Genomic DNA, 21,859 nt, shown 5'->3' with positions numbered 1-21,859 from the left:
GAACGTCCTGAAACTACGAGAAATGGTTTTTGACAAGCTTGAAGGAGCCTATCGCGGTCATTATAAATCCAATTACGGGCAGGATTAGCGATTGGAAGAATTTTTGCATCGCCGGGCTTTTGTATATTAATGGAACTACAGGTATCCTGACGGCGGAATTAAATCCTTCAATGAATAGTCCCGGTAGTCCTAAGAATCCGTGATGTTCGATAAACGCTAGAATTTGCCCGAAATTAGCACATGCATTTTTTAACAAAGCCAGCTTTATAGCTTCAGGGTTAACCGGATAGTTTTTGGGATCGAATTTTGCCAAAATGTCTCTTATCTCTTGTTCGTACTGTTCATCAGCAAAAAACTCAATAAAAATATTGTTTTCTAATTCTATTGTTATTCCACTTGTGCGTTCCACTAAATGATTATTAGGATGAAGGTGAACCCCGCGCAATTTATTCTTTGTATTGGAAATAAACAAAACGTCTTTTGCAAAATAGGGATGGCCTATATCGCTTTCAGAAATATTATTATTATCTAATAAGCCGTTATCATATAAAAACGAAACGAACCTGCGATTTAAATCATTTTTCAATATAAACTCCGTATGGTAAATAAAACTTCTTAATGAAAAACCGGCAAGCAAAATAAAGATTCCCAGTACGGTACAAATTATGCCGATTTTTCTACTCATAAAATCTATCCTTTCTCTGAATAGTCTAATATTATTATAATATTATTTTCAGAATATAAAAAACGACAGAATAATCTTCATAACTGTAAAGTTATGTGGGGGTATAAACATGAATGACTGGGAGTTCACTTAGCACGTAATAACAGGCCGCTTTTCCTTTGAACATGCATATATTTTTTTTTAAGCTAATGGGAAAACGGGACGCTAAAAACGGGATACAATCATCCCGTTTTCCCATTTTATATCCATAATTACCAATAAAAGAGCCCTTTTGGATTGGTACGTTTGTTGCATATACATAATTTCAGACGGCGCCGTCGTAAAAAAATCTTTAGGGAGGTGTCCTGTATGAAGAAGAGGTACATCCCGGTCATACTCATCGCGGCGCTTTTCCTGAACATATTGATACCGGGACTTGGCGCCGCTCAGCCGGGAGGTGTAGTTCCCGGGGAGCCGGTGGAAGCCATCGGCCGGGAAGAGGTGGCCCAAAAGCAACTGGCCGCTGAAAAAATCGACGATTTGCCATTTATCGGGGATCGGGACGAGAATAAGATAGCGGATGACCTCGACGGATTGATCGAGGCTCAAGGGGATGAAAAGGTACCCGTAGTAGTCAGATTGAAGGAAAACCCGTCGGAAAAGGTTCTGAAGGATCTGGAGACGCACATCGGTGTCATTGAGAGAAAAGCCCAGTGGGAGAAGGCATTGAAGGGCTTTTCGGCGATGATGACACCGGAGCAGATAAGAGCCCTGTCGAAGAACCCGATGGTCGAAAGAATCGATATGGACCGGGAAGTAAAGGCGTTTATAAACACCGCTACGCAGTGGACGGGAGTTCAGGCGGCCAGAAGTGATTTTGGCGTCGACGGAGATAGGGACGGCAACAAGACTTCGTATTCCAAAAACGATGTGGTAATAGCGGTCCTCGACACAGGCATAGACGCAGGCCACGTAGACCTGGATGGCGGAAAGGTAATAGGGTGGTACGATGTAATCAACGGAAGGACTACTCCCTACGATGACAATGGCCACGGCACCCATGTGGCCAGCATCGCTGCGGGTACCGGCGAGGGGAACCCGGCTTATAAAGGCGTGGCTCCGGGGGCGGCTCTGGTAGGAATAAAGGTCCTGAATTCCGCCGGGTCCGGCACGATCAGCGGGATAATTTCGGGCATCGAGTGGATGATCCAGAACAAGAATACCTACGGCATACGCATAGGCAACATGAGCCTCGGGGCAGCGGGCTCTTCCGACGGAACTGACAGTCTGTCGCAGGCGGTAAACAACGCGGTGAACAACGGCATAATAATGGTGGTTGCTGCGGGCAATGAGGGGCCGGCCAGGTACACCATAGGTTCACCTGCCGCAGCGGCGAATGCTATAACCGTGGGCTCCCTCTACGACCCGGGTGAAAGGGGATGGGTGCTGTCCGAATTTTCCAGCAGGGGACCTACGGCCGACAATCGCATAAAACCGGATATAACCGCTCCGGGCAGCAATATCACCGCAGCCAGGGCGGGTACCACCAGCGGTTACGTGACCTACAGCGGTACGTCCATGGCGACGCCCTTCATATCCGGTGTTATAGCGTTGATGCTGGATGCCAACTATGCGCTTACTGATTCCCAGGTTAAGAACATCCTTTACTCCAGCGCCAATGTGAAAGACTTCGGGCCCTCGGGCAAGGACATCGATTTCGGCTACGGCATAAACCTCTCGTACAACTGCATTAAACAGGCAGGCGGATTTGCCGGCAGCTTCTCCGACGGCATAGGGTTCTCCTTCATTCAGGACAGCCTGTCCGGCACGGGCAATACCGACTGGTGGCAATTCGACGTGACCGATACTACAAAGCCCATCGGAATCACCTTCGTAATGCCGAATCACACCTCCTCGATAGATTTCGATATATACCTCTACGATCCGAACGATACCCTGGTCGCCAGTTCCACGGGAACCGCGAGGCAGGAACAGATTCGCTACACGCCTACCAAAACCGGCACATACAAACTGAGGGTTTACTCGTATAGAGGCTCCGGAAACTACTGGTTCAATGTCAGCTGGAAGTGATGCGAAAGTTATATCCCCTCTTCACTATAAAAAAGCAGAATAGAGGCGATAAAGCCTCTATTCTGCTACTTATACACCATTCATCATACCGGTCAGTTGCATTACCTGGATAGACTTAGTTAAAATGGAGGAGGCGGGCGATAAAGAATAGGTTGATGGGCGTGTTTTCCGGTTTGCTGTTTCGAGAAATTGGGGAAAGTGTCTAGAATAGGAGAGATTCGCCGTGAAATGGTTTAAAGGTTTTCTGGTTGTGGTTCTATGCTTTACGTTGATTGCAGTTATTGGGACGGAGGCATTGAAAGCGCAGGATTCGGAATTAACAAAGGAGCAACTGCAAGACATTGAAAATGCGAAAATTCGAACGGAGAGACTGTTAAAAAATTGGAATAAAGTTGCCTTACCGGATGAAAAAGAACTTAAGAAAGAGTTCAAGTACAAATATTTAAAGAAAGGGGTAAATAGTGGAGTTACCGTTACAGCACCCGCCGGTTCAATTGGTTCATATGGAGATATCCTGGTAACGTTGAGTGAGTCAAGCTCAGGTTCTTCTTCCTGGGTTGGTGGTCATGCCGGTGTTGTGTACAATTCTGATTATACGGTAGAAAGCTTCGGAAATAAAGGTAGTCTGAACGGTGTAAGACGTTGGCCGAACGATTGGGGTGTCCGTTACTCTAATGTAAAAGGTTTGTGGGTGAGCGGTGCGGGAGATGCCGATTATCGATACGCTGCTGATTATTCCTATGCACAAATTGGGAAACCGTACAATTACAACTTTTTTGATATCAACCGTACGGATGCATTCTATTGCTCTCAACTAGCCTGGCGGGCCTGGAAAAATCGAGGTTGGGACTTAAACGATGGAGGCGCCGTGTGGCCGGTGGATCTTGTGGAAAGCCCCCATACGGTAGTCTTTTACTCAAAATAAAATACTAGGAGCGGCAGTGGCCGCTCATTTTCTTTGGAGGGGCAAAAAGTTATGTTAAATAATAAAATGATAATCACTTTAATTGCATCAGTTTTGATCATGTTATTCATCCTTACCGGCTGTTCCAATAAGTTTAATTGGGAAAAAGGTTTTTTAGCCGTTGTGTATACCAATTCTCTTAAGGAAAAGTCTACGATTGTTGTCCTTGATGACGAAGGAAAGGAAATTACGACCCTAAATATTCCCGTGCGGGGAATATTTGAGGTCAAACGCACTGGGGATCAAGAACTGGTTATGCTTGGGCGATTTTCCGACAAGATTGTCCGGGTAAAGGAAGATAAAGTAATAATTGAAAAGACCCATCAGTTCCCTTTTTTATACGATAAAATTGATGAGAATCGAGAACTTGTCATCTACAATAGCGATCCTCAAGGAGATATTGATTATTTTAGCTATGATTTTCGTAACCGCAACCACAGCAATACGATTCGCCATAAAGGATTTCCCTGGGCTCTTGAAACCGACAAAAAATACGCTTACGTTTATGTGGCGCAGGTCCCGCAAAAAAACCAATCTATAGATGTATTTGATTTGCAAGGACACCTGATCAAAAGTATTCCGCTGAATGTAGGCGGCAGAGCGGGCGATGTTCGAATTGTGGACGGACGGCTTATAATCACTTCCCTTAGCGATAGTCGAAGGGAGCAACCTGATCAACACGTAATTGTTATTGATTTAGATGGATCGTGGGAGGCGAGAACTTTAAAATTAAGGTATCCTGCACCTAATCATATATTAACCACTTCAGATTCTATTGTCATCACCCATGACATTGCCGATGACCGGTCTATCCTTACATTTCTGGATCGAAAAACTCTGAAGCAAAAAGCTAATTTCGTTCTAAATCATAAAGTTTATCGCGCGGCTATCGCTGGCGATCATCTTTATACACTCCATCAAATTGGGAATGGGGGAAAAATTATTGTATACGATTTAAAAAACATGAAACAGATAAGCACGTATTCGTTGAAGGGTAGAGGAGAGATGATGGTTCAAAATTTTGTTCTATTAAAATAATTAATTGAAAAACTCTTGAGAAACCTGGGCTTATTATAGTAAAATATTTTCGTAAACGTTTACGAACCTAGGAGTGACGAAATGCCCACTATAGAAGATATAGCAAGACTTGCAAACGTATCGATAGCAACTGTGTCGAGGGTTTTCAACAACAAGCCCGATGTCAGCGAAAAAACCCGGGAAAGGGTGCTTAAGATCGCAAGGGAGCTGGGATATGAACCCAGCATGCCTGCCCGGAGCCTTATCAAGGGGAAAACCCGGACGGTGGGGCTTATCGTGCCAGATATATCGAACCCCTACTACAGCGAAATAGTAAGAGGAATCGAAGACACCTGCCACAGCCTCAGGTATAACGTGATCCTCTGCAATGCCGACAACAAAAGGGAAAAGGAGTTCGAATACATAGATATCTTAAAAAACCGCTGGGTCGACGGAGTAATATTTCACTGCGACTATTTCAGCGAGGAGCATTATGAGGCCTTCAGCCGGAAGAAAATTCCCGTAGTCCTGGCAGGAAGGGCTACAGTGTACGACGTCCCCTATGTGACTATCGACAATTTCAAAGCCGCCTTCGATGCCGTGAACTACCTCATTTCCCTCGGCCATGAAAGGATAGGAATAATCCACGGTCCTCTGGACGGCATGAAGGAGACCATTGACAGCGTGGACCGGTTGATGGGGTATAAAAAGGCTTTGAGCGAAGCCGGACTTAAAATCTATAATGAACTGATCGCTGAGGGTGACTTTAAGGCGAAGGGGGGTTACGAAGCTGCAAGAAAAATTCTAGAGGCCGGTGTTAAGCCAACAGCCATCTTCGCTGTGAGCGACATAATGGCTATAGGGGCCTTAAACGCCGTTTTTGATTTCGGCCTGAAATGCCCTGATGACGTTTCGGTGGTGGGTTTTGACAACATCGACCTGAGCGAAATGACAAGGCCGCCGCTTACAACTGTAGCTCAGCCTATGTACAATATAGGCGCTGTAGCCGCCGAAATATTGATAAACTTGATCAACGGAGAAAGTGTTGAAAGAAAGCAGATAATACTGGAACATAAACTCGTTATACGGAGTTCTTGTAAAAGCATATAATTTTTTTAGACGACACCGTAAACGATTACGGAGTTTTCTAAAGGGGGTCTGGCCGTGACCTGGCTTAAAAAGTACAGGCTGGAAGCCTTACTGCTGGCACCGCTGCTACTGTACATACTGGGGTTTACAGTATACCCGATATTTCAGACAATTACCATGAGTTTTCTTGATAGGTTCACAGGGGCTTTAACCTTGGCCAACTACCGGGAAATAATCGGTAAGGTGGAGTTTAAGAGCGCGCTCTTTAATACGGTGGCCTTCGCGCTCCTAAGTTTAACCCTTGAAATGGTGACAGCCATAGTCATAGCTCTGATCTTGAAAAGGCGGTTTTTCGGGAGGGGCTTTTTGCGAGCCATGCTAATGGTCCCGATGGGTGTGCCGACGCTTGTCTCGGGTGTGGCGATGACTTACATATTCAGTATTCACGGGTATCTCAATGAACTGCTTTACAGGCTGAATATAATAGAACTTCCGGTCGACTGGGCCAGCGGTGGGCTCCGCACGCTTATGATGGTGTCGCTGGCCGACATGTGGAAGGTCACTCCCATGGTGATTTTGATACTGCTGGCGGGGCTCGAGAGCATACAAGACGAGGTCTATGAGGCTGCCAGTATTGACGGCGCAACAGCCTGGCAGACATTCAGAAACATCACCCTTCCCCTCCTGAAACCGTATATCACAATGGCCATTATACTGAGGGCTATTGATGCTTTCAGGGTATTCGAGCTTGTGCTGGTCCTTGCCGGGAGAGCTACACCGGTGCTTTCAACTTTTGCTTACGACGAGTACAACAATTATGGAAATGCCTATACATCGGCTGCTGCTTCCACGATTTTGCTCGTAATCATCATGATATTTATATACGGGTACTTAAAAGTGGGCGGCTCTGAGGAGGTTAGTGGATAATGAGGGGTAGAGATTTAAGCCGTAAAATATCCGATTCCCTGTATCTGCCTGTGGCCCTCCTTGCGGCGATGGCTATGGTCATACCCGTATACATACTCTTTAAAGTTTCGGTGAGCACCCCCGGTGAAATTTTAACCGCCCATCCTTCTTTTCTAATCAGGGATTTTACGCTGGAACACTGGGTGAAGGTTTTGAAATCGGGCAACCTGAAGGCGCCCTTCGTCAAAAGTTTTGCCGTGGCTACTCTGACAACGGTTGCAGCTGTATTGATAGCATCTCCCGCCGCATACGTTATAGCCAGGATGCCCCGCAAAATAAAGTATCCGCTGGTACTGTCCCTCTTTCTAACAAGGATGTTCCCGGAAGTGGGAATAGCGCTGCCCATTTCGGTCCAGTTTATTAAGATGAATTTAATCGACACGTACTTGGGCCTTGTCCTTGCACATCTGATACTCAATCTCCCCTTTGCTGCCTGGATACTGGTGGGAACTTTCGAGACTATTCCGAAAGATCTGGAAGAAGCCGCTATGGTCGACGGGGCGGGGAAGGTAGAATCGTTGATAAAAGTAATCATGCCTCTAGCGCTACCGGGTATCGCGGTTGCTGCTATATTCGTATGGCTGAACTCGTGGAACGAGTTTACCTATGCCCTGTACCTCACCGTTTCGCAGAGGACGCTGCCTCTGCAGACCTATTATTACGTCGTGAGGGGAGGATGGTTTGACGCAGCTACATACGCCACCATTTTAACTATACCGGTAATGGTGGTGACATTCTTTCTCCAGCGCTATATGAAAGGGGGGTATTTGTCGGGAGCTGTTAAAGGTTAAATCGATCTTAAGCTATAAAAAAACAAGGAGGAGTAAGTTATGAAAAAGAGCATGCTAAAGGCGATTTGTTTAGCTCTGGTGTCGATGCTCTTTCTAGCCTCGCTGACCGGGTGCGGTACCACCGGTAATAATCAGGCCGATGCGAGGAAAGGCGTGCTCAAGGTCGCCATGGGGCTGGCCGAGGAAGAATGGAAGGTAATGAGGGAAAACGTGTTTCCCGAATTTGAGAAAAAATACGGCGTAAAAATCGAACCCATCCAGATGGAAGCAGGGGATGCCGTTAAAAAGCTTGAAGCCATGCACCAGGCTGGACAGATGGATATCGATCTTATAACCCAGGACAACATGCAGCTGGCGCCGCTCGTTGAAAAGGGGCTGGTTGAAGATCTGACGCCCTACGAGAACATGATCCCCGATGAGGTTATCCCGAACCTTATAGAGGTGGGAGAATTCAACGGTAAACTCTACTTTATGCCCTACAGGCCGAATGTAGAAATTGCTTTCTACAACGAGAAGAAGTTTAACGAATACGGCTTGAAGCCTCCTACCAACTGGGATGAGCTGCTGCAGGTGGCAAAGACATTTAAAGAAAAAGAGGGTGTCGGTAAAGTAGTAGTAAAGATGAATCTGGGTCCCGACAGCACCTGCCATATGTTTGACTTTATAAGGTCTGCCGGCGGAGACCCGACGGTGCTAAATGACGAAGGATCAATCAGGGCTTTTACATTCCTCAAGGAACTTTACCCGTATCTATCTCCTGAGAGCAAGAAAGCTGACTGGAATACTCCGAACCAGTACCTGGCTACCGAAAGCGCATATCTTGTACAGAACTGGCCCTTTACGTCGGTCGTAGTTGTGAAAGACGGAGGTAAGGAAGAGATCAAAGCATATCATGGATGGGCAGGTCCCGTCAAGGAATCCCACGTCCTGGGCGGTGAAGTGATAGGTATACCGAAGGGTGCTCCGAATAAAGAGATGGCTGTCAAGTTTATGGAATTCCTGATGAGCAAGGAAGTCCAGGAGATCCTCACTTCGAAGCTCGGCTGGCCGTCCATGAGAACCGATGCCTACGGTAAAGTCGAGGAATGGCAAAAACCCTACTTTGAAGCAGTTTCGGAGGCTTTGAAGCACGCGGAACCGAGGCCGAACCTTACATATTGGGCCGATGTGGACAAGGCCATAAACGGCGCGTTGAGGGAAATTGTTCTTGAAGGTAAAGAGGTAAAGCCCACCCTCGATAAGTACCATGAAATGATCGAGAAAGCGAAACAGGCTACCGAAGGCAAGTAAGTCCGACCGTCCCCCACCTGAACCCTTCAGGTGGGGGATGATACTCTTCACACAATTATTAAATTTACAAAAGACGAACATTTGCTGGGAGGTTATTCGGCTTGAGTGGAAGCAATGCACGCAAAAGTATAATATACGAATTTGACGAGTGGATGATCAGAGAGACCGAGTTCGACATAAAGACCAATTTCAGGGACGAGACCGTATTTACTACTGGCAACGGATACATGGGGATGAGGGGCAATTTTGAGGAAGGCTACAGCGGCCCTGCTGATACCACCTTCAACGCCACGTATATAAACGGGTTTTACGAGGAATACGATATAGTATACCCGGAAGGCGGCTACGGATTTCCCCGAAAGGGCCAGGCCATGCTCAACGTGGCCGACGCCAAAATCATCATACCGTTTATAGACGGCGAGAGATTCGACCTGCTGACGGGAAGGATTCACGCGTACGAGAGAAAACTGGATATGAAAAGGGGCATCCTTGTAAGGAGGATCACGTGGGAGTCGCCCTCGGGCAAAATAGTAGAAGCCGAAATTAAGAGGCTGGTACACTTTGACAGGCCGCACCTGGCCGCCGTATCTTTCTCGCTGAAACCGGTAAACTTCGACGGCTTTTTTGAATTCGTATCCCGCATCGACGGCAGGGTTTCAAATCTAGATGAGAGCTCTGACTTCAGGGTAGGTTCGGGGTTGAAGGGCCGGGCGCTTTTCACGGTCGACAAAGGCGTAGACGGAACGGGGGCGTGGCTGGAACAAAGGACGGAAAGGAGCGGTTTTTTCCTTTCGTGTGCTGTGGAACATGACCTGGTACCCGGCGGGGATGCGGTGATTACCGGCCACCAGGCCGAAGAGGAATTAGAGATAAGGTTCCGGGTGAAAGCACACAAAGGAGTCACCTGTAACCTCTTTAAATATATATCATATTTTACTTCCCGGGACGCCGGACGTGAGGACCTTGTGCTTCTTGCCCGGAGGGAAGTCAGTAAAGCCAAAGAGGACGGCTTCGCCCAATTGGAGGCGGAGCAGGAGACCTTTCTCGAGGACTTCTGGAAAGACGCCGACATGGTCATCGAGGGAGACCCCGCAGCCCAGCAGGGAATTAGATTCAGTATGTTTTCGCTCCTTCAATCGGCGGGCAGGGACGGCAAAACCAACGTAGCCGCGAAGGGCCTTACTGGTGAGGGTTACGGCGGTCATTACTTCTGGGACTCAGAAATATACATGCTGCCTTTCTTCATCTATACCAGGCCGGATATAGCAAAAGCTTTATTAATGCACCGCTACCGGTTGCTGGACGCTGCCAGAGAAAGGGCCGGGGAGCTGGGGCACAGGGGAGCTCTGTACCCCTGGAGGACTATCGACGGCCCCGAGTGTTCGGCGTTTTTCCCGGCGGGTACCGCTCAGTACCATATCAACGCCGATATAGTATACGCTATAAAACGCTATGTGGAAGCGACCGGGGATGAGGAATTCCTGTACGGTTACGGGGCGGAGATAGCCTTCGAGACGGCCCGGTTCTGGGTTGATCTTGGCTCCTACATACCCGCAAAGGGCGGCAAGTTCTGCATAAACTGCGTTACCGGGCCCGACGAGTATACGGCCCTTGTAGACAATAACGCGTATACGAATCACATGGCCAAAATGAACCTGGAGTTTGCGGCAAAAATAGCGGACAGGATGAAGCGGGAAAGGCCCGGGGATTACAGGAAGCTTTCGCAAAAGATCAACCTTCAAGATGAGGAAGTTGACGAATGGCGCAGGGCAGCCGAAAATATGTACCTTCCGTATTCCGAGGAACTGGGGATAGTACCTCAGGATGACGGTTTTCTCTACAAAAAGAGGATTACGGTTGACATGATACCCGAAAAAGATTTTCCGCTCCTTTTACACTGGCATTATTTAAATATATACCGGCATCAGATATGCAAGCAGCCGGATGTGCTGCTGTTGATGTTCCTTTTAAGGGAGAAATTCACCATCGAGGAAATAAGGAGGAACTACCATTACTACGAGCCGGTAACCACCCACGATTCGTCCCTCTCGCCGCCAGTGTTTGCTGCGCTGGCAGCCGAACTGGGCTATCATGGTGAAGCTTACCGGTACTTTATATGGTCGTGCCGAATGGATCTGGACGACTACAACGGCAACACGAAAGACGGCATACACGCAGCCGCTATGGGTGGCGCGTGGCTCGCCGCCGTATACGGCTTCGGTGGCCTAAGGGTTTATCCTGATGGGCTTTACTTTTTCCCGGCTCTGCCCGAAAAATGGCGCTGCCTCAAGTTTACCTTGAAATACAGAGGCAGGAGGCTCCGCGTGATGCTCGAGAGGGAAAAGGTCTTTTATACCCTGGAGGAAGGCGAGCCCATAAAAATACGCCACTTTGGCTCGGAACTTTTGCTGAAGCCCGGTATTACCGTAGAGGGGGAGATCCGCCGTGCCGGTTTATAAAGCCGCCGTTTTCGACCTGGACGGGGTTATTGCCGACACGGCCAGGTTTCATTACCTGGCATGGAAAAAATTAGCCGACGAATTGGGCATTTATTTTGACGAAAAAATAAACGAAAGGCTGAAAGGCGTAGGGAGGATGGAATCCCTGGAGATGATCCTGGAAAAAAGCCCGCGAAAGTTTACCAGGGAGGAAAAGGAGCACCTCGCCGAAAAAAAGAACGGGTACTATAAAGATATGATAGAAAAGATGACGCAGGAAGACCTGCTTCCCGGCGCAGGAGAACTCATTTTAGCCCTTAAGGGCAGAGGCGTAAAAATCGCCCTTGCATCGGCCAGTAGAAATGCACCTATTGTATTGAAACGCCTTGGAATAGAGGAGTTGTTCGACTACGTGGTGGATGCAGCCCGGATTAAAAGGGGCAAGCCCGACCCAGAGATATTCCTTGTGGCCGCTGAAAACCTGGGTTTGAAACCCGGTGAGTGTGTGGGGATGGAAGACTCAACAGCGGGTATAGAAGCGATAAAAAGGGCGGGCATGTTTGCAGTCGGGATAGGAGATCCGCAAATTTTGAAAAAAGCCGACATAGTTCTTAAGGATCTGAAAAATTTTAGGGAGATCCTCAGATTATTCGACAATCAAGTTGAAAGTATTTGAAAAGGGAGCGGGATTGTGTTAAAATAATCTTGACGCAAAATATAATTTAATGTATACTATACATTGTCTCTAAAGACGTTCGAGGCATGGCGCAGCTTGGTAGCGCACATGGTTTGGGACCATGGGGTCGGGGGTTCAAGTCCCTCTGCCTCGACCAGAAACATGCGGGAATAGCTCAGGTGGTAGAGCACCAGCCTTCCAAGCTGGGTGCCGCGGGTTCGAATCCCGTTTCCCGCTCCATACGCGCCCGTAGCTCAGTTGGATAGAGCAACGGACTTCTAATCCGTAGGTCAGAGGTTCGAATCCTCTCGGGCGCGCCATACGTGGTGGATATAGTTCAGGTGGCTAGAACGCCAGATTGTGGCTCTGGAGGCCGTGGGTTCGAGTCCCACTATCCACCCCAAAATTTTTTTATGCTGGGGCGTAGCCAAGCGGTAAGGCACGGGACTTTGGATCCTGCATCGTAGGTTCGAATCCTGCCGCCCCAGCCATTAAGGGCCATTAGCTCAGGCGGTAGAGCACCTGACTTTTAATCAGGGTGTCGGAGGTTCGAGTCCTCCATGGCTCACCATGCGGGCGTGGCGGAACTGGCAGACGCGACGGACTTAGGATCCGTTGGGTTTCCCGTGGAGGTTCAAATCCTCTCGCCCGCACCATATGAGTTTTGCAAAGAACCTCGGTAATTTGTACCGGGGTATTGTTTTATTATTTATTTTTTTATGCTATAATAAAATGGCAAAAAAGGTTTAGCGTGATTGTGAGGAGGAGCATAATGAAGGTTAATGTGGAAAAAATAGAAAATAATGTAGCAACTTTAAAAATTGAAGTTGGCGCTGACGAATTTGAAAAGGCGCTGGAGCAGGCATACAAAAAGAACGTCAAGAGGTTTAACATACCGGGATTCAGAAGAGGCAAAGCTCCCAGAAGATTGATTGAAATGCATTACGGCCCGGAAGTTTTTTATGAAGACGCAGCGGAAATAGTGCTGTCCGAAGCCTATAAAAAAGGTGTGGAAGAGAATAACCTAGAGCCTGTGGACCATCCACATTTCGATATAGATCAGATTGAAAAAGGGAAAGGCATCGTCGCCACCGCAAAAGTCACCGTCAAACCCGAAGTGGATTTAGGAGAATATAAAGGTTTAGAAGTGGAAAAAATGGTGTACAATGTTACAGAGGAGGATGTAGAAAAGGAACTGAAGGCCCTGCAGGAGAAAAACGCCAGGCTCATTTCCGTTGAAAGGGCGGCCCAGAAAGGGGACATTGTAATAGTCGATCTTGAAGGTTTTCTAGATGGGAAACCCCTCAAGGACGGGAAGGTGCAAAATTATCCCATGGAGCTCGGCTCAAAAATCCTGGTGGAAGACCTGGAAGAGCAGATAGCGGGTATGAACGCTGGAGAAACCCGGGAGGTTAAGGTTACATACCCGGCCGACCACCCGAACAAAGAGCTGGCAGGAAAGGAAGTATTGTTTAAAGTCACGCTGAAAGAAATTAAGGAAAAGGAGCTCCCAGTAATTGACGACGAATTTGCCAAAGACGTGAGCGAGTTCGATACACTGCAGGAATTAAAGCAGGATATAAAGAATAAACTGGAAGAAAGGGCGAAATCTTTCGCCGAAAGTTCGCTAAGGGGTTCAATCCTCAAAAAGCTGACGGAGCAGGCAAAGGTCGATATTCCTCAGGCTATGATCGACAGGGAAATCGAAAGGCTGATCATGGACTTTGCCTTCCAGTTGAGATTGAGGGGCATGGATTTAAAAGAGTATCTTGAAGCATCCCAGCTTTCGCCGGAGGAATTTAAGGCAAAATTCCAGGACAGGGCTTATGAAAATGTAAAAACTTCTCTTGTGCTCGAAGCCGTAGCTAAAGCCGAAAACATTGAGGTGTCCGAGGAAGAACTCGACGACGAACTTTCAAAGTACGCCGAAGCCGCCCAGAAATCCCTGGCCGAATACAAAAAGGGTTTAAAAGAGGAGAATTTAGAGTATATTAAAGACCGTATACTGACCCGGAAGATTTTCGATTTCCTGAAATCCCACGCAAAGGTTACGGAAAAGGTCGTGGAAGGGATTGCCGGGAACGAGGGTGAAGGCGAGGAAGAGCAAGTCTAAGTTGAAAGGGAGGGCATTAATATGAGTCTTGTGCCAATTGTAATTGAACAGACAAACCGTGGAGAAAGGGCTTACGATATCTATTCGAGGCTCCTCAAAGATAGGATAGTATTCATCGGGACTCCCATAGACGATTCGATTGCGAGCCTTGTCATCGCCCAGCTGCTGTTTTTAGAGTCCGAAGACCCGGATAAAGATATCTATCTCTACATCAACTCCCCCGGTGGCTCCGTAACGGCCGGCCTTGCCATATACGATACCATGCAGTACATCAAACCCGACGTTTCCACTATATGTATCGGTATGGCTGCCAGCATGGGTGCGGTGCTTCTGGCGGGTGGCGCCCCGGGCAAGCGCTTAGCACTTCCCAATTCCAGGATAATGATCCACCAACCATGGGGAGGTGTGCAGGGCCGGGCCCTGGACATAGAAACCCACGCAAAAGAGATTCTGCGCTTGAGGGAAGTATTAAACGAAATACTGGTCAAGCACACGAAACAGCCTCTTGAGAGAATAGAGAGGGACACGGAGAGGGACTACTTCATGTCTGCCGTTGAAGCAAAGCAATACGGTCTTATCGATGAGGTGATCTACAAGAGGACCAAAGCCGGAGAAAAGAGGTGATACCATGTTTAAATTCAACGACGAAAAGGGCCAATTAAAGTGCTCCTTTTGCGGAAAAACTCAGGACCAGGTGCGTAAACTTGTGGCGGGTCCCGGTGTATATATATGTGACGAATGCATTGAGCTCTGCAACGAGATAATAGAAGAGGAATTCAGTGAAGACGCAGAAATGGATTTTTCTAATATTCCCAAACCCAGCGAGATAAAAGAGATACTTGACCAGTATGTCATCGGCCAGGAAAAAGCAAAGAAAATACTGTCGGTAGCGGTATACAACCATTACAAGCGCATTAATTCCAGCGTAAAAACGGACGATGTTGAACTTCAAAAGAGCAACATCATAATGCTCGGACCTACGGGCAGCGGTAAGACGTTGCTGGCTCAGACCCTTGCCAAAATTTTGAATGTGCCCTTTGCCATCGCCGATGCTACCTCCCTCACCGAAGCTGGTTACGTGGGCGAGGACGTGGAAAACATCCTCCTAAAGCTCATTCAGGCCGCTGACTATGATGTCGAAAAAGCGGAAAAGGGTATAGTGTATATAGACGAGATCGATAAGATAGCCAGAAAATCGGAAAATCCGTCCATAACTAGAGACGTTTCCGGCGAAGGAGTGCAGCAGGCACTGCTGAAGATCCTGGAAGGCACCATTGCGAGCGTACCTCCCCAGGGAGGCCGCAAGCATCCGCACCAGGAATTCATACAGATAGATACTACCAACATCCTGTTCATCTGCGGCGGTGCCTTTGAAGGTATAGAAAAAATCATAGCCAACAGGATAGGAAAGAAATCTATAGGATTTGGTGCGGAGATTCGCAGTAAGGAAGAAAAAAATGTAGGCGAGCTTTTGAGCCAGATAATGCCGGAAGACCTGCTGAAGTTCGGCATGATACCGGAATTCGTTGGTAGGGTTCCCATCATAGTAACCCTGGATGCTTTGGACGAGCAAGCACTCATAAGAATTTTAAAAGAACCCAAAAACGCACTCGTAAAGCAGTACCAGAAATTGTTCGAGATGGACAACGTGCAGCTCGAGTTTACCGATGAGGCCCTGCAGGTCATAGCACAGGAGGCGCTGAATAGGAAGACCGGTGCGAGAGGATTGAGGGCGATCCTGGAGGAAGTTATGATGGACGTAATGTATGAGATACCCTCCAGGAGCGATATAACCAAGTGCGTCGTCACCAAAGAAGTTGTCCTAAAGCGAGAGGAGCCGATAATAGTAACTTCCGAAAGAAAGAAGGCCAAGAAAAAAGAAGTGACTGCTTAAAGTTAAAGTGCAGCGAAAGCTGCACTTTTTTACTTCCCTTTCCAGGATAAATTAAATCCGGGCGGTAATAATAAAAAAAGCCGAAGTTTGGGAAGGGAGGAGATATTTTTTGAACGTGACACTGAATATCCTAAGCCTGATACAGATAGTTTTCGCCATAGTTATCGGGCTTTATCTTTTAAACCTCCTGAGAAACCAGCAGGGGAACAGGGTTGTGGTCGACCGCGAATCCAGGAAAGAGTTGGAAAAACTGCGGAGGTTGAGGGAAATATCCCTCACAGAACCGCTGGCAGAGAAAACGAGACCCACGAAATTTGAAGATATTATTGGGCAAGAGGAGGGCCTGAAAGCCCTGAAAGCGGCCTTGTGCGGGCCTAATCCCCAGCACGTCATTATCTACGGTCCTCCGGGTATAGGAAAAACCGCAGCCGCTAGGCTGGTGCTGGAGGAAGCTAAAAAAACCCCCGGTTCGCCCTTTGGCCCCGACGCCAAATTCGTGGAAGTGGATGCTACCATAGCCAGGTTTGACGAGAGGGGGATAGCCGACCCTCTTATAGGCTCCGTGCACGATCCTATATACCAGGGAGCCGGCCCCTTGGGCATAGCGGGAATACCTCAGCCCAAACCGGGAGCCGTTACCAAAGCCCATGGAGGAGTGCTTTTCATCGACGAAATCGGAGAGCTGCATCCTGTACAGATGAACAAGCTGTTAAAGGTACTGGAAGACCGCAAGGTTTTCCTGGAGAGCGCCTATTACAACAGCGAAGATCCAAATATCCCCCTTTACATTCACGAGATTTTTCAAAAAGGACTTCCCGCCGACTTCCGGCTGGTTGGTGCAACTACCAGGACTCCGCAGGAAATTCCTCCGGCGATCCGCTCTAGGTGTATAGAAATATTTTTTAAACCCCTCAGCCCCGAAGACATAGGTAAGATTGCCAGGAACGCGGCGGCCAAGATATCCTTTGAGATGGAAGAACGGGCCGTAGAAATAATTAAAAAATACGCCACTAACGGGCGCGAGGCGGTGAACATACTGCAGATGGCCGCCGGGCTAGCGATGATGGAAAGGCGCAAGAAAATAGAAGCGAAAGACGTTGAGTGGGTAATAAACAGTGGACAATACTCTCCCAGGCCGGAAAAGAAAGTAAGTCCCACTCCCCAGGTGGGGTCCGCTAATGGTCTTGCGGTTTACGGCCCCAATATGGGCACCCTTGTTGAAATAGAGGCTACCGCTATACCGGTTGAAAGGGGTAAGGGCAAGTTCACTGTCACCGGTATCATGGAAGAAGAGGAAATGGGTGGGGAAATGCACAGGCTGAAGCGCAAGGCTACTGCAAGAGGTGCCGTGGACAACTGCCTTACGGTACTAAAAAAATATCTGGGAGTAGACCCCGGGGATTACGACATACACCTGAATTTCCCAGGAGGTATACCGATAGACGGCCCATCGGCGGGTATCACCGTCGCCACAGCCATTTACTCTGCCATAACCAATATCCCCGTGAATAACCTGGTTGCCATGACCGGGGAGCTCTCCATCAGGGGGTTTGTTAAGCCGGTGGGAGGCATAGTTGCCAAGATCGAGGCTGCCAGGAGGGCGGGAGCCAAAACGGTAATAATACCCAAAGAAAACTGGCAGGATCTCTTTAAAACCATGGATGTGAAGATCCTGGCAGTAGACAGGATCGAAGAGGTAATAGAACATGCCCTGGTATTTTCGCACGAAAAACCGGTGGCCGATAGAAAAATGGCAATTTTATCGGGCAGGAATTAAATAAATTTCGGCGAATAAAATTAATAAAGATAAATCTACCTTTTTCTTATCTTCATAGATATATCGGAGGGAATTTTGTGGAAAAACGCAAACTTAAGCGAACCCTGCCGTTGCTACCCTTAAGGGGTCTTTTAGTTTTTCCCCACATGGTACTTCATTTCGATGTGGGTAGAGACAAGTCCATTGGCGCTCTTGAAGAAGCCATGGTCGGGGATGAAAAAATAGTTCTGGCAGCCCAGAAAGACGCTAGAGTCGACTCTCCAATGCCCGAAGACATATACGGAACCGGCACGGTGGCTAAGATAAAGCAGCTCTTAAAAATGCCGGGGGACACCATAAGGGTACTGGTAGAAGGTTTGCACCGGGCTACGATACAGGAATACATCCAGTGCGAACCCTTTTTCAAGGTTAAAGTTGAGGAGATTGTCGAGGACGACGTGGAAGCAGGACCGGAAGAAGAAGCCCTGATGAGAGGTGTCATGAGCCTCTTTGAAAACTACGTCAATCTGAACCGAAAAATCAACCCTGACGCATTGATCTCCATCGGAAATATGCGCCAGCCCGGACGTTTTGCCGACACTATAGCGTCGTATCTTAACCTAAAGATCGAGGACAAACAACTGATTCTCGAGACGCTCAACATAAAAGATAGACTGTCTTTTTTATTTGAAACCCTCACGCGGGAGATCGAAATTCTGGAGCTGGAAAAGAGGATAAACAATAGGGTCAAAAAGCAGCTGGAAAAATCGCAGAAAGAATATTACCTGAGAGAACAGATCAGGGCAATCCAGCAGGAGCTGGGCGAGCAGGACGAGAGGGTGGCTGAGGCCAACGAATACCGAGACAAGATCAAAGCCTTGAATTTACCCAAAGACCTCGAGGAAAAAATGATGAAAGAAGTCGACAGGTTGGAAAGAACTCCCCCAGCATCCGCGGAGATGGCTGTTATAAGGAATTACCTTGACTGGATAGTAGCCCTTCCGTGGAATACGGCCACCGAGGATCTACTGGATATTAAATCGGCGCAAGCGATTTTAGACGAGGGCCATTACGGGCTTGAAAAGGTCAAGGAGAGGATATTGGAGTTTCTTGCCGTCAGGAAACTGGCCGAGTCGACAAAGGCCCCCATATTATGCTTGGCTGGCCCTCCGGGGGTGGGCAAGACGTCCCTGGCCAGGTCCATAGCTAAAGCAATGGGTCGAAAGTTCGTCAGGGTATCCCTGGGTGGGGTCAGGGATGAAGCTGAAATCCGCGGCCATAGGAGGACGTACGTGGGAGCTCTGCCCGGCAGGATAATCCAGGGAATGAAGCAGGCCGGGACGAAAAACCCGGTGTTCCTGCTGGACGAGATCGACAAAATGAGCTCCGATTTTCGTGGTGACCCCGCGGCAGCCCTCCTGGAAGTGCTGGATCCCGAGCAGAACCACAGTTTTTCCGACCATTATATAGAACTTCCCTTCGACCTTTCAAAGGTACTTTTCATAACGACAGCCAACACCTTATATAACATTCCAAGGCCGCTTTTAGACCGCATGGAAGTGATATCGATACCGGGGTATACCGAGTACGAGAAACTGCAGATAGCAAAGCTTCATTTAATCCCCCGGCAGATAAGGGAACACGGGCTGAAACCGGAAAACCTGGCGTTTCTCGACGAAGCTGTAATAAAGATAATCCGCAACTATACCCGCGAAGCAGGGGTAAGAAACCTTGAACGCGAAATAGCGAGTATCTGCCGAAAGGTCGCCAGGTCCGTGGTGGAAGGCGAAAAGACCACGGTGGAAGTGGACGGCTCCATGGTCGAGAATTTTCTGGGTGTCCCCAGGTTCCATTACGGTGTCATCGAGGAGACAGACCAGGTCGGGGTGGCTACCGGTCTTGCCTGGACGGAAATGGGCGGCGATATACTGAACATAGAAGCTACGGTTATGAAGGGAAAGGGAAAGCTGATCCTTACCGGCAAGCTGGGGGACGTGATGCAGGAGTCGGCCCATGCCGGTTACACTTACGTCAGATCAAAGGCTGAGGAACTGGGCATTGAAGAGGATTTTCACGAAAAGTACGACGTGCATATTCACGTCCCGGAAGGGGCCATACCAAAAGACGGGCCTTCTGCAGGGATCACCATGGCCTGTGCCCTTATTTCCGCTCTTTCCGGGCAACCGGTGGATAGGACCGTGGCCATGACCGGAGAAATAACCCTGCGGGGTAGGGTCCTACCGGTGGGAGGCATTAAGGAGAAGGTACTGGCAGCCCACAGGGCGGGCATTAAGACCATCATACTTCCCGAAGAAAATATCAAGGATCTGGAAGAAGTGCCCCAAAATGTAAAGCAAGAACTCTGCTTTATCTTCGTCAGAACTATGGACGAGGTCATCGAAAAGGCGCTAAAGACATTGCCGAGAAAGGGCATTCCCAAGGCTCAGGAACATATAAAAGATATGAACAGTCTTTTCACCGCCCAGTGAGCCGAATTCTTGTAGACTTTAGATGGTACGGGACCTGAAGTTCTCCAAAGCAAGTCTTGCGTATTCCTTGGCTGTGAAAAAGGAGTGGTCTTTGTAGTTGCCGCATTCTTTTTCGGTGGTGGCGGGTACGCCTTCGGGATTCGTCTCCAGGACCTTGTTGAGCACCTTTATGAATACCGTCTCCAGTTCCTGTACCGGTGTTTCTCCGAATTTTATGAGGTAAAAACCGGTCCTACACCCCATCGGCGATACATCGATAACGTCTTCCAGGTACTGTCTGAAATATACGGCGAAAAGATGTTCCAGGGTATGAAGGCCTCCGGTTGGAATAGCATCTCGATTGGGTTGTACCAGCCGGAGGTCATATTTTACCACTACATCCTCCTTCGGTCCTTTGATCCGTTCCGCCAGCCGGACATAGGGTGCTTTTACCGTCGTATGATCAAGTTTGAAGCTTTCTACCTGAACAGTCACGATAAATCCCCCTTTCTTATAGATAAAATAATTTTACATCTTTTTCATTTATTGCTCAACGGGTCTCATTCATAGTATAATTAAAAAGAAAGCTCATATACCGATTTTGTAAATGGAAACTGCAAGGTTCGGCTAAGATAAAGAATGAAAGGGGTTTGCCCATGATGACCATATTTGACCCCTCGGTACAGCATCGAATAATGGTATGCGTAACTCCGCAGAAAAGCTGCGAGAGGTTAATCCAGAGGGGTGCGGCCAGGGCCAGAGAATTGGGAGGAGAATTCTGCGTAGTATACGTAAACAAATCCCAGGATCTGGGCCGAGATTTAAAGGAACACAAAATTTTGCTGGAACTCTTCGAGATGGCCAAAGGCCTTGGAGGTACGGTTTCGATTCTATCCGGTAATAAGGTGTACCATACCCTTGCGGAGTACGCCAAAAACAACCGGATTACACATATAATAGTCGGTAAATCCCTGCGTTCTGCTTTCGACGTTCAAAAAAACGGGGAAATCATCAATCCGCTGATCAAAGCCGTTGAAAACAACGGCATATTGGTGGAAGTGGTCGAATAGGGGGGCATTTTTTTGAGGGATATTCTGAAAAGAACGCTTGACTATTTGCATCAAAAAGATCAGAAAATCTTTATGTACCTGAACCAGAAGATTAAGTGCAGGACTCTTGATGCGATCATGCCGCGCCTGACCCACCTCGGAGGGGCTACTTTTACCATACTTCTCTGCGCGTTCTTTTATCTTTTCGGGAAAGAGGAGGCCAGGCTGGCCGCCAGCGAAGCCTTTGTAGCCCTGACCGGAAGCCAGGGTATTGTTCAAATTTTTAAAAAGAGCATCTACAGAAAGAGGCCGTACATGGTGCTGCCCAACGTAAATACGTTCTGGAAACGGTTGCTCAGGGATTACTCCTTTCCTTCGGGTCACACCGTAGCCGGGTTCTCCCTGGCGGTGGTGTTTTCGCTGTACTTCCCGTCCTACCGGTACGCCATATATTCGCTGGCCGCACTGGTGGGCTTTTCGCGGATATACACGGGGATGCACTACCCTTCCGATGTGCTGAGCGGTGCTTTTTTGGGGACGACCTTTGCACTATTGACCCATTCGATAAAAAAATTAATCGTCAGCTGAATAAG

General features: G+C 48.1%; 18 protein-coding genes and 7 tRNA genes. 23 read left to right on the top strand and 2 right to left on the bottom strand.

The genetic code is table 11. The annotated features are described in order from the left end of the window. Positions 1 to 13 precede the first annotated feature (13 nt). Complete coding sequence (locus TOCE_RS08950; protein ID WP_013276534.1) at positions 14 to 685, bottom strand: hypothetical protein; 672 nt, start codon at positions 683 to 685, stop codon at positions 14 to 16. Between the two features lie 348 nt (positions 686 to 1,033). Between TOCE_RS08950 and TOCE_RS08945 the strand changes: the two genes are divergently transcribed. The 21 genes from TOCE_RS08945 to lon all read left to right on the top strand — a co-directional run bounded on the left by TOCE_RS08945 (position 1,034) and on the right by lon (position 20,238). Then, positions 1,034 to 2,755, top strand: coding sequence for a S8 family serine peptidase (locus tag TOCE_RS08945; RefSeq protein ID WP_013276533.1), 1,722 nt, complete (start codon positions 1,034 to 1,036; stop codon positions 2,753 to 2,755). Positions 2,756 to 2,978: 223 nt separating this feature from the next. Further along, positions 2,979 to 3,680, top strand: coding sequence for a cell wall-associated hydrolase-like protein (locus TOCE_RS11725; RefSeq protein WP_013276532.1), 702 nt, complete (start codon positions 2,979 to 2,981; stop codon positions 3,678 to 3,680). 51 nt (positions 3,681 to 3,731) lie between these two features. Further along, positions 3,732 to 4,757: an NHL repeat-containing protein gene (locus TOCE_RS08935; RefSeq protein ID WP_013276531.1), complete on the top strand. Its 1,026-nt coding sequence runs from the start codon at positions 3,732 to 3,734 to the stop codon at positions 4,755 to 4,757. 81 nt (positions 4,758 to 4,838) lie between these two features. Then, entirely contained in the window at positions 4,839 to 5,846 is a 1,008-nt protein-coding gene (locus TOCE_RS08930) for a LacI family DNA-binding transcriptional regulator (protein ID WP_013276530.1), read from the top strand. Between the two features lie 54 nt (positions 5,847 to 5,900). Beyond that, positions 5,901 to 6,752 (top strand): carbohydrate ABC transporter permease, encoded by an 852-nt coding sequence (locus TOCE_RS08925; protein ID WP_013276529.1) that lies wholly within the window; start codon positions 5,901 to 5,903, stop codon positions 6,750 to 6,752. Further along, positions 6,752 to 7,582 carry a carbohydrate ABC transporter permease gene (locus TOCE_RS08920; protein WP_013276528.1) on the top strand — a complete coding sequence of 277 codons (831 nt, stop codon included), beginning with the start codon at positions 6,752 to 6,754 and terminating at the stop codon, positions 7,580 to 7,582. Before TOCE_RS08925 ends, TOCE_RS08920 begins: the two co-directional genes overlap by 1 nt. A 39-nt stretch (positions 7,583 to 7,621) precedes the next feature. Next, entirely contained in the window at positions 7,622 to 8,872 is a 1,251-nt protein-coding gene (locus tag TOCE_RS08915) for an ABC transporter substrate-binding protein (protein ID WP_013276527.1), read from the top strand. Between the two features lie 152 nt (positions 8,873 to 9,024). Then, complete coding sequence (locus TOCE_RS08910; RefSeq protein ID WP_049817965.1) at positions 9,025 to 11,331, top strand: glycoside hydrolase family 65 protein; 2,307 nt, start codon at positions 9,025 to 9,027, stop codon at positions 11,329 to 11,331. Beyond that, positions 11,318 to 11,986: a beta-phosphoglucomutase gene (gene pgmB / locus TOCE_RS08905; RefSeq protein WP_013276525.1), complete on the top strand. Its 669-nt coding sequence runs from the start codon at positions 11,318 to 11,320 to the stop codon at positions 11,984 to 11,986. The genes TOCE_RS08910 and pgmB overlap by 14 nt, the downstream gene beginning before the upstream one ends. Before the next feature lie 80 nt (positions 11,987 to 12,066). Continuing rightward, a tRNA-Pro gene (locus TOCE_RS08900) sits at positions 12,067 to 12,143 on the top strand. Positions 12,144 to 12,150: 7 nt separating this feature from the next. Further along, positions 12,151 to 12,226, top strand: a tRNA-Gly gene (locus TOCE_RS08895). Between the two features lie 3 nt (positions 12,227 to 12,229). Next, positions 12,230 to 12,306: transfer RNA gene (locus TOCE_RS08890), tRNA-Arg, on the top strand. A gap of 6 nt (positions 12,307 to 12,312) precedes the next feature. After that, positions 12,313 to 12,389 (top strand) — tRNA-His (locus tag TOCE_RS08885). A gap of 14 nt (positions 12,390 to 12,403) precedes the next feature. Then, positions 12,404 to 12,477 (top strand) — tRNA-Gln (locus TOCE_RS08880). A 4-nt stretch (positions 12,478 to 12,481) separates the two neighbouring features. Continuing rightward, a tRNA-Lys gene (locus TOCE_RS08875) sits at positions 12,482 to 12,557 on the top strand. Between the two features lies 1 nt (position 12,558). After that, positions 12,559 to 12,642, top strand: a tRNA-Leu gene (locus TOCE_RS08870). A 116-nt stretch (positions 12,643 to 12,758) separates the two neighbouring features. After that, positions 12,759 to 14,099 (top strand): trigger factor, encoded by a 1,341-nt coding sequence (gene tig / locus TOCE_RS08865; RefSeq protein WP_013276524.1) that lies wholly within the window; start codon positions 12,759 to 12,761, stop codon positions 14,097 to 14,099. A 21-nt stretch (positions 14,100 to 14,120) separates the two neighbouring features. Further along, complete coding sequence (gene clpP, locus TOCE_RS08860; RefSeq protein ID WP_013276523.1) at positions 14,121 to 14,723, top strand: ATP-dependent Clp endopeptidase proteolytic subunit ClpP; 603 nt, start codon at positions 14,121 to 14,123, stop codon at positions 14,721 to 14,723. A gap of 4 nt (positions 14,724 to 14,727) precedes the next feature. Next, a complete protein-coding gene (gene clpX, locus TOCE_RS08855; RefSeq protein WP_013276522.1) occupies positions 14,728 to 15,993 on the top strand; it encodes an ATP-dependent Clp protease ATP-binding subunit ClpX in 1,266 nt (421 codons plus the stop codon). Positions 15,994 to 16,102: 109 nt separating this feature from the next. After that, a complete protein-coding gene (lonB, locus tag TOCE_RS08850) occupies positions 16,103 to 17,770 on the top strand; it encodes an ATP-dependent protease LonB (RefSeq protein WP_013276521.1) in 1,668 nt (555 codons plus the stop codon). Between the two features lie 77 nt (positions 17,771 to 17,847). After that, positions 17,848 to 20,238, top strand: coding sequence for an endopeptidase La (lon, locus tag TOCE_RS08845; protein WP_013276520.1), 2,391 nt, complete (start codon positions 17,848 to 17,850; stop codon positions 20,236 to 20,238). An 18-nt stretch (positions 20,239 to 20,256) separates the two neighbouring features. Here the strand turns inward: lon and TOCE_RS08840 are convergent, their stop codons facing one another. Beyond that, entirely contained in the window at positions 20,257 to 20,712 is a 456-nt protein-coding gene (locus TOCE_RS08840; protein WP_013276519.1) for an S-ribosylhomocysteine lyase, read from the bottom strand. 161 nt (positions 20,713 to 20,873) lie between these two features. Between TOCE_RS08840 and TOCE_RS08835 the strand changes: the two genes are divergently transcribed. Next, entirely contained in the window at positions 20,874 to 21,287 is a 414-nt protein-coding gene (locus tag TOCE_RS08835) for an adenine nucleotide alpha hydrolase family protein (RefSeq protein ID WP_041423918.1), read from the top strand. Between the two features lie 12 nt (positions 21,288 to 21,299). Continuing rightward, positions 21,300 to 21,854 carry a phosphatase PAP2 family protein gene (locus TOCE_RS08830; RefSeq protein WP_013276517.1) on the top strand — a complete coding sequence of 185 codons (555 nt, stop codon included), beginning with the start codon at positions 21,300 to 21,302 and terminating at the stop codon, positions 21,852 to 21,854. The last annotated feature ends 5 nt before the right edge of the window (positions 21,855 to 21,859 follow it).

It is taken from the genome of Thermosediminibacter oceani DSM 16646 (assembly GCF_000144645.1).
Lineage (GTDB): Bacteria > Bacillota > Thermosediminibacteria > Thermosediminibacterales > Thermosediminibacteraceae > Thermosediminibacter > Thermosediminibacter oceani.
This window is presented reverse-complemented; position numbering and strand designations above follow the sequence as displayed.

What these genes read in the sequence shown, in the direction of transcription:
- TOCE_RS08950 (WP_013276534.1), bottom strand. Translation starts at nt 685, where the DNA reads ATGAGTAGAAAAATCGGCATAATTTGTACCGTACTGGGAATCTTTATT.
- TOCE_RS08945 (WP_013276533.1), top strand. Translation starts at nt 1,034, where the DNA reads ATGAAGAAGAGGTACATCCCGGTCATACTCATCGCGGCGCTTTTCCTG.
- TOCE_RS08935 (WP_013276531.1), top strand. Translation starts at nt 3,732, where the DNA reads ATGTTAAATAATAAAATGATAATCACTTTAATTGCATCAGTTTTGATC.
- TOCE_RS08930 (WP_013276530.1), top strand. Translation starts at nt 4,839, where the DNA reads ATGCCCACTATAGAAGATATAGCAAGACTTGCAAACGTATCGATAGCA.
- TOCE_RS08920 (WP_013276528.1), top strand. Translation starts at nt 6,752, where the DNA reads ATGAGGGGTAGAGATTTAAGCCGTAAAATATCCGATTCCCTGTATCTG.
- TOCE_RS08915 (WP_013276527.1), top strand. Translation starts at nt 7,622, where the DNA reads ATGAAAAAGAGCATGCTAAAGGCGATTTGTTTAGCTCTGGTGTCGATG.
- TOCE_RS08910 (WP_049817965.1), top strand. Translation starts at nt 9,025, where the DNA reads ATGATCAGAGAGACCGAGTTCGACATAAAGACCAATTTCAGGGACGAG.
- tig (WP_013276524.1), top strand. Translation starts at nt 12,759, where the DNA reads ATGAAGGTTAATGTGGAAAAAATAGAAAATAATGTAGCAACTTTAAAA.
- clpP (WP_013276523.1), top strand. Translation starts at nt 14,121, where the DNA reads ATGAGTCTTGTGCCAATTGTAATTGAACAGACAAACCGTGGAGAAAGG.
- clpX (WP_013276522.1), top strand. Translation starts at nt 14,728, where the DNA reads ATGTTTAAATTCAACGACGAAAAGGGCCAATTAAAGTGCTCCTTTTGC.
- TOCE_RS08835 (WP_041423918.1), top strand. Translation starts at nt 20,874, where the DNA reads ATGATGACCATATTTGACCCCTCGGTACAGCATCGAATAATGGTATGC.